Annotated in this window: 5 protein-coding genes; 1 reads left to right on the forward strand and 4 read right to left on the reverse strand. The window is 52.8% G+C overall.

The window, feature by feature from the left end:
* Positions 1–667 (reverse strand): hypothetical protein (locus tag RTK01_RS15985; protein WP_312281924.1); only part of this gene is annotated, 667 nt, incomplete at its 3' end.
* 405 nt (positions 668–1,072) lie between these two features.
* Here RTK01_RS15985 and RTK01_RS15990 point away from each other — a divergent pair.
* Positions 1,073–2,599: a kelch repeat-containing protein gene (locus RTK01_RS15990; protein ID WP_312281925.1), complete on the forward strand. Its 1,527-nt coding sequence runs from the start codon at positions 1,073–1,075 to the stop codon at positions 2,597–2,599.
* Between the two features lie 118 nt (positions 2,600–2,717).
* On the opposite strand, the gene RTK01_RS15995 is transcribed toward RTK01_RS15990, so the two are convergent.
* From RTK01_RS15995 to RTK01_RS16005, 3 genes are read right to left on the reverse strand one after another with little or no spacing between them, the layout of a single operon-like run.
* The gene (locus tag RTK01_RS15995) at positions 2,718–3,323 is read right to left on the reverse strand and encodes a CHAP domain-containing protein (RefSeq protein ID WP_312281926.1); all 606 of its coding nucleotides are present in this window, start codon (positions 3,321–3,323) and stop codon (positions 2,718–2,720) included.
* A 10-nt stretch (positions 3,324–3,333) separates the two neighbouring features.
* Positions 3,334–3,534 carry a hypothetical protein gene (locus RTK01_RS16000; RefSeq protein WP_312281927.1) on the reverse strand — a complete coding sequence of 67 codons (201 nt, stop codon included), beginning with the start codon at positions 3,532–3,534 and terminating at the stop codon, positions 3,334–3,336.
* Positions 3,535–3,591: 57 nt separating this feature from the next.
* Positions 3,592–4,065 (reverse strand): phage holin family protein, encoded by a 474-nt coding sequence (locus tag RTK01_RS16005; protein ID WP_312281928.1) that lies wholly within the window; start codon positions 4,063–4,065, stop codon positions 3,592–3,594.
* Between the last annotated feature and the right edge of the window lie 182 nt (positions 4,066–4,247).

Below are 4,247 nucleotides of genomic sequence, written 5' to 3' on the forward strand. Positions count from 1 at the left end.
CCGCCGCCTTGATGGCGGCCTGCACCTGCTCGTTGTAGTCCTGATAGCCGGATGCAGTCAAAAAATCCTCCCACGTTCCGTAATTCTGCTGTTTCTGGGAGACAGAGGACGGCAGATAGCTGCCGTACAGGCTGGTTGCCGACTGGCTCCCGGTGTAATCGGGAGAATTAATTTTCTCATTGCGAAGCTGCTCATAAATGGCCGCCCCCGCAAGATCGCCCTTGGCCTTGGCCACGTTGATTTTCGCCTGATAGTCGGTGCCCTGGTCCACTCCGTTCTGAGAGACATAGTTTCCATCGGAATTCCGGTAGGTTCCGTTGTAAGGGGTTCCGTCGCTTCCGTAATATACGCCGTCCACGATATATCCGGGGGAATCGGAACTCTTTGCGCCGCTTTTAGCATAGCCCAGCTCGTCATAGGTTACGTCATACATCCCCTGCCGCACTGTCTGTCCCGCAAGGCTCTGGTTTCGGCTGTAATCCACACCGGTATTTTTATCGTAGGCAGAGGAGCTGCCTCTCGAAGAACTGCTCCCGCTGGAAGATGCTTTGGAGCTGCTGGAAGAACTGGACTTTGAAGACGATCCAGACGAACCGCCGCCAACCAAATCCCACCCAGAAGCGTTGCCCCACTTGCCCTGATTGCTTGTATCAATTTTCTTTGCCATCGTATTCACCTCTCTAAAAAAATCAGGACGGGGCAGCGCCCCGCCCTGTTTGGCTTTATATATCTATTGGGGGTCAACTATCCCCCGAACTTCACATGATATCGATGTAGCATCGTGACGAGCTGCCTCCGGGTCAGCGGACTGTCCAGAATGAGATCACTAATGTAGGGGTAAGTAGCATAGCCACTGTGGCTCACAAATTCACGAAGACTCTATTGGTCTCCAAGGCGCACGCCAAAAGAGCAGTTGAAATCTATGAATAATTAATATAGACTCTTAATGTAAGAATTCGCCAGTAGATAACATTATTGGAATTGGTCTGACTACACACTGGCACTCTGAGTAAGCTTATCCAATGTAATTTTATAGATAGGATAAGACACAAAAAATTTTAGGAGGAATCCCATGAGAGAAAGAATTTTAAAAACTGGTGTACTATCGCTGCTTTTGATTGCACTACTCATTCCAAGCACAAACGTATTGGCGGCCGAAAACGATGCAGGCTGGACTACGTTAGCGTCTATGTCAACACCAAGAGTCAATTCTCAAACAGAGGTCATAGGTGGAAAAATTTATGCCATTGGTGGTTATGCCGGTGCATTCTTATCGTCAGCAGAAGTCTATGATCCATCTACCAATTTCTGGACAGCACTGGCCCCTATGTCGGCGGAAAGACGAAACTTTCAAACTGTAGTGGTAGGTGGAAAAATTTATGCCATTGGTGGACATTCCAATAACCCCTTATCCTCAGCAGAAGTCTATGATCCATCTACCAATGAATGGATGACTCTGGCGCCCATGTCGGCTGCCAGATTTGCATTTCAAAGCGAGGTCATAGATGGGAAAATTTATGTAATGGGTGGCTGGTTTTCATCGTCTGTATCCACTTATTTGTCTTCTCTAGAAGTCTATGATCCATCTACCAATGAATGGACAACACTGGCCCCTATGTCGACTGACAGACGCGCCTTTCAAACAGAGGTGATTGACGGGAAGATTTACGCTATTGGCGGCACTGACGCTTCATCAGCTCTATCCTCAGCAGAAGTCTATGATCTATCTACCAATACGTGGACGACTCTGGCGCCTATGTCGGCTGCCAGAATAAACTTCCGAAGCGAAGTCATAGGCGGGAAAATTTTTGTCACTGGTGGATATAGCGGATCTCAAGAATTGTCATCTGTCGAAGTCTATGATCCATCCACAAATGTTTGGACCATGCTGGCGCCTATGTCAACACCAAGATTCGATTTTCAAACCGAAGTGATTAACCGAAAAATTTATGCGATTGGTGGAAATGACGGCTCAACCCCTTTATCTTCAGTCGAATTCTATGATCCATCCACGAATGTATGGACTACACTGGAACCTATGTCGACTCCCAAATATTCATTTTCAACCAACGTGCTAGACGGTAAAATTTATGTAATCGAAAGAAGTGCCATAGAATGCTATACAGTAAAAACTGAAAGTACTGTGAAGCAGCTCAAAGTAGTTCTTGGAGTAGGAGAAAATCTGCAACTAAGCGTCAGCAATGATTTAAGCAAAAACAAAGATGCAACATGGACATCCTCTGATAGTGCGGTGGCTTCGGTGGATACAAGCGGCATTGTAACCGCCGTGGCCCCCGGAAATGCCGTCATAACCGTGACAGATGGAGATTCCTATACGGAATCCATTCATATTCTGGTGGTAGAAAATGCGGACGAATATCGGCTGGCGGTGGATTTAAAAGTGGACAAGACCTGTCGATTGACGGCAGATGATAATACGAATACATTTGCAGGCATATGGACGTCCATGGACCCATCTGTGGCCACCGTCTCCAATAGTGGAAAAGTTAAGGCGGCAGGTGCGGGGCTTGCCCTCATTACCGCCAGCGATGAGGAAGGAAACGCAGTTGGGCAGGTGTATGTGAGAGTAAGGGCCTAATCCTGTCGGTTTTACTGACGCAAAGAAAGTCAATTTCATTTATTTCTCATGCCTCCGGGGATTTGTAATCCCCGGAGTCTTCCTTGTGTCCAATTCGGGCACCGTTTCGCGGAGTCAGCTATCCCCTAAACTTCGTATGATAACGATGCAGCATCGTGACAAACTGCTTCCGGGTCAGCGGGCTGTCCAGCATTAAATCACCGGCAGCGTTGCCCTGCATGATGCCGCTGTCCACGGCCCACTGCACGCCCTCCGGCAACTCCGCCGCATACACAGGCCTCACCGCCCCCAGAATCGTCTTTGCGGCCCGGGTACGCTCCATGACCTGCCCGCCGTTGGAATCGTTTCCTACGGCGGTATTGCCCTCAATGCACTTGTATCCGGTGCCCGTTAGCTGCGCGATGATTCCGCAGTGGTCGGGGATCTTGTCTCCACCCCAGTCGAAAATCACAATGTCCCCCGGCTGGTATCCAGACGTAATCCACATCCCCGTCGTTTTGGCCGCGTTCATCAGCGCGGTGCAACTCGCCGTTTTTACGGGCAAGGATACGCCTGCCTGCGCACAGCACCACCACGCAAATACCACACACCACGGGTACGAGTCGCCGGACACTTCCCGCCCGTAGTACCAGGTGTTGTATTTCACCTTGTTGCTTCCGGCAGGGGATTCCTTTGTCCCCAACTCCGCCCGGGCAATAGCCAGCAGCTCCTTTACCGTCTTCATCGTCCGTGCCTCACGCCTTCTCCTCCGTCTTCACGGGCCGCTTGATGGGTTCGCCGGGAATCAGCTTCCCGTCCACCACCACGCCGGAGCTGTCGCTGATCTTCACTGCGCTTTTTGCGTATCCGTCTGTGTCATAGGAATAGCGAAACCCATTTTCCTCGATGGTTTGCCCCGCCCGGTCGGTTCTGCGCCTCATATCAGGTTTTCTCATGGTTATGTACTCTCCTTCATAAAATTATGATTTGCCGCCGCTGCGGCTGGATTACAACTATTTATCTCCGGTCAGCTTGTCCCCCGCGCTGTCCACGGCCTTTTTCCCAGCCTCCAGCGCGGACACCAGCCACCCCGGCACCGGCGCACCGAATGTCACGGCGTGCTCCGCAAGACTGCCCAGTTCCCCGATGATGTACCACACGATTACCAGCGGCGCCAGCAGCACGGTATACTCAAACGGCAGCACCACTCCGGGAATATTGGCCACCACCAGCCCGATCAGCCAGTCCGCCACCAGCGCCACCACCACAATTACCACCTCGCCGCCCTTGTGCCACGCACCGGCCCGCAGCTTCGCGCTGCTCCACTTCCCTTTCTTGAAAGCCGCTGCGCTGCCGATCAGCCAGTCCAGCAGCATCATGCCTACCCAGACCACCACCAGCCACCCGAACCAGCCCCAAAAGGCCGTCAGCGCAGCCAGAATTGCGGCAATTGCCGCTTTTGTCTTTAACACCGCCTTGTGTTCCATTCCCGATCCCCTCTTCTTTCACACCGTATCGCGGCCTCTCGCCGCCCCGGCCCGCGTCCCCCCTCCCGTCCCGCCCCCCCATCCCCGGCCCGCTCCCCCCCCCCCCCCCCCGCCCGCCCCGCCGGCCGCCCCGCCCCCCCCCCTTCCCCCGCCACTGGGACTCGTCCCCCACGCCCCCGCCC

The organism is Oscillibacter sp., from assembly GCF_031978065.1.
GTDB lineage: Bacteria > Bacillota > Clostridia > Oscillospirales > Oscillospiraceae > Oscillibacter.